This is a genomic window from Geodermatophilus sp. TF02-6 (genome assembly GCF_003319115.1).
Taxonomy (GTDB): domain Bacteria; phylum Actinomycetota; class Actinomycetes; order Mycobacteriales; family Geodermatophilaceae; genus Geodermatophilus.
Genome location: NZ_QOHF01000048.1, coordinates 1 through 2,842, shown reverse-complemented (window position 1 = coordinate 2,842; position 2,842 = coordinate 1). Strand labels below are relative to the sequence as shown.

General features: G+C 71.7%; 1 protein-coding gene and 3 pseudogenes. 2 read left to right on the top strand and 2 right to left on the bottom strand.

Features of this window, described 5'->3' with window-relative positions; translation table 11 throughout:
• Nucleotides 1–125 (bottom strand): annotated as a pseudogene (locus DQ238_RS22485) (IS3 family transposase); the annotation flags it as partial.
• A 29-nt stretch (nucleotides 126–154) separates the two neighbouring features.
• Nucleotides 155–913, bottom strand: coding sequence for a DUF6444 domain-containing protein (locus tag DQ238_RS22480; RefSeq protein ID WP_147263189.1), 759 nt, complete (start codon nucleotides 911–913; stop codon nucleotides 155–157).
• Between the two features lie 94 nt (nucleotides 914–1,007).
• On the opposite strand from DQ238_RS22480, the pseudogene DQ238_RS24495 reads away from it, so the two are divergent.
• Together DQ238_RS24495 and DQ238_RS22465 are read left to right on the top strand one after the other, a co-directional pair.
• Nucleotides 1,008–2,175, top strand: a pseudogene (locus tag DQ238_RS24495) (IS66 family transposase).
• Nucleotides 2,176–2,582: 407 nt separating this feature from the next.
• Nucleotides 2,583–2,727, top strand: a pseudogene (locus DQ238_RS22465) (IS5/IS1182 family transposase); the annotation flags it as partial.
• Between the last annotated feature and the right edge of the window lie 115 nt (nucleotides 2,728–2,842).

Below are 2,842 nucleotides of genomic sequence, written 5' to 3'. Positions count from 1 at the left end.
ACGCCGAGCAGCTCACCGACCTTGCGGCGGGCGGCCAGCTTGGACTCGCCATCACGCACCCGGTCGGCATACATCCGAACCGCGCGCTCCCGAGTCTCCGAGTCGAACTTCCGTGGTGCAGACACAGGTCCAGTCTCCTTGCTGGTTGGACCCTTCACCTGCCCCAGGACGATTTATGCAGCCAGTGGCACCGCCCGGCCACCCGCAGCCCGGTCTCATCCACGTGCACCAGCTCGGCACCGGTCAGCGCCGCGGTTGCGGCCGCGGTGAACGGCTCCAACCCGGCCGCGGCCCGGGCGCACCAGGCCGCGACCGTGCCGGCCGACATCGGCGTGCCGAACAGGTCGGCCAGCAGACCGGCGACCCGCTCGACCGGCAGGTGCTGGCCCAAGACCAGGTAGACCGCGATCGCCGCGGCGTGCGGGCCATAGCACACCGGTGCCGCGACGCCGGCCGGTGGCGCGGCGGAGCTGACAGTGCCGCAGGCGCAGCGGCGGGCCAGCAGCCGGTGCTCGACCACCCGCACGGTGATCTTCGGGATGTCGAACACCTGCCGACAGACCATGCCGGCCGGCTCGCCGCCGGCGCCCAGCCCGGCTCCGCAGCCGGTGCAAGCGGCCGGCTCGTGCTCCACGACCTCATCGGGTGCGGCGACCTGGCGCAGGGTGCGACCCGGGTGCCCCGGCTGCCCGCCGGGCTTACGCCCCGACCGGCCCCGCAGCGACTTCGGCGCCGGCTTGCCAGGCCCGTCGCTCGACGGTGGCTTGGAGGAGTTGCGGGAAGAGGCGGCCAGCTGCCGCTCCAGCTCGGCAATCCGCGCATCCTGCTCGGCGATGCGCGCCTGCAACTGTGCGATGGTCCGCTCCTGCGCCGCGACCAGCGCCGCCAGCTGCTCGTAGGTCGGCGCGGTCACGGACCGATCCTTCACACCCCGACCGTGCTCACCCAGCTACGACACGCAGGCCCGAACCTGAACAGTCACGCGCCAGGTCGTCACGCCCGATGAGGTGGTGGTGCACGAGCCCGGCGCGTGCGCCGGCTGCGGGGCCGGCCTGGTCGTCACCGAGAAGCCGACCGCGGTGGTGCGGCGGCAGGTGTTCGACATCCCCGCGGTGCAGGTGCGGGTGGTCGAGCATCGGCTGATCTCGCGCCGCTGTGCCTGCGGCGCGGTCAGCCAGGCCGCGGCACCGGCTGGCGTAGCCGCTGCCGTGCAGTACGGACCGCACGCCGCGGCGATCGCGGTGTACCTGTGCTTGGGTCAGCACCTGCCGGTCGAGCGGGTCGCCGGTCTGCTGGCTGATCTGTTCGGCACGCCGATGTCGGCGGGCACGGTGGCGGCCTGGACCAGCAGGGCCGCGGCCGGCCTGGAGCCGTTCACCGCCGCGGCGACCGCGGCGCTGGCCGGCGCCGAGGTGGTGCACGTCGATGAGACTCCGGCTGCGGGTGGCCGGGCGGTGCCACTGGCTGCACGTGGCCTGCACCGGGCTGGTCACCGTGCTGGTCTGCCACGCCCAGCGCGGTAAGCCGGCGATCGACGCCGTCGGCGTGCTACCGGGCTTCACCGGCATCGCGGTGCATGACGCGTTCGCTCCGTACGCCCGCTACACCACCGCGGTCCACGCCTTGTGCGGTGCGCATCTGCTGCGCGAGCTGATCGCCGTGATCGACCATCACAGCGCCCATCGGCCCGAGGACGTCGACGACGTCGCCGACGTCCCCGCGGACTGGTGCTGGGCCGGGCAAGTCATCGACGCGCTGCTGACCCTCAAGCAGATCACCGACACCGGCGTGCTGCCCGACCCCGACGTACTCGCCGTGCAGCGGCGAATGATCGTCTCCGCGGCGCTGATCGGCGCCTGTGCTGGCACCGGGCCACCCGGGGCGGTCGGCCGCCGGAACCGCGCGCTGGCCCGCCGGATCGGTCGGCGCGTCGATGACTACCTGCGCTTCGCCGCGGATGCGCGGGTGCCGTTCGACAACAACGCCGCCGAACGCGACATCCGCATGGCCAAAATCAAGCAGAAGGTGTCCGGCGGGATGCGCACCCTGGCCGGCGCTCAGGACTTGGCCGCGATGCGCAGCTACCTGTCTACCGCGGCCAAGCACGGCCGCCGGCCCTTCGACGTCCTCACCGAACTCACCAGCGGACACGTCTGGATCCCGGCGACCACCTGAACAGTCACCTCAGGTACAGGCCGAGTCGTCGAGCAAGACAGGGTCATCGCCGAGCAGGATGCGCGGATCGTGAAGTTGGGGTGGCAGTTGATAGCCTCCTCGCGCAACGCCTCCGAGTGTCATCGATCGAGGGGCTGGGCAAGCTGGCGCTGAAGTTGCTGCGCGGGCGGTGCGGGCGCGAACCCAATAGGCGGCCTGGACGCGAGAGGTGCACGTTGTGGCAGGTCGCGGTCCTGACGAGGTTGTCATGCGTGAGCCGAGCGCCTGTTCCAGGTGCGGCGGCACACCGACCGCCGATGAGGCGCCGCCCGGAATGATCCGCCGGCAGGTGGTCGACATCCCGAAGACCACTGAGGTGTTCTCAATGGATTGGCGGCTGAGCGCCTCCTCGGACCCAAGGAGCGCAGGCCGGGGCCGGCGTGCTGACCCCCACCAAGGGCGCCAACCTGCACCCGGACAACCTCACCCGCAACCAGCTTCTCCGGCTGTCTACGCGCTCAAGGCGAACGCGGAATCGCGCTGCTCAAGACCCGCTGGAAGGCAGGGTCGAGGCAAAGTCCGGAATGAGCGGCTTGACCTGCCCAGACCAACGATGATCATGCCGCGGTGATGCTGGCGTGGGCGCTGCCGGCGCGCCAGCCGGCCCGGCGTTGGGCGCTGGCGAGGT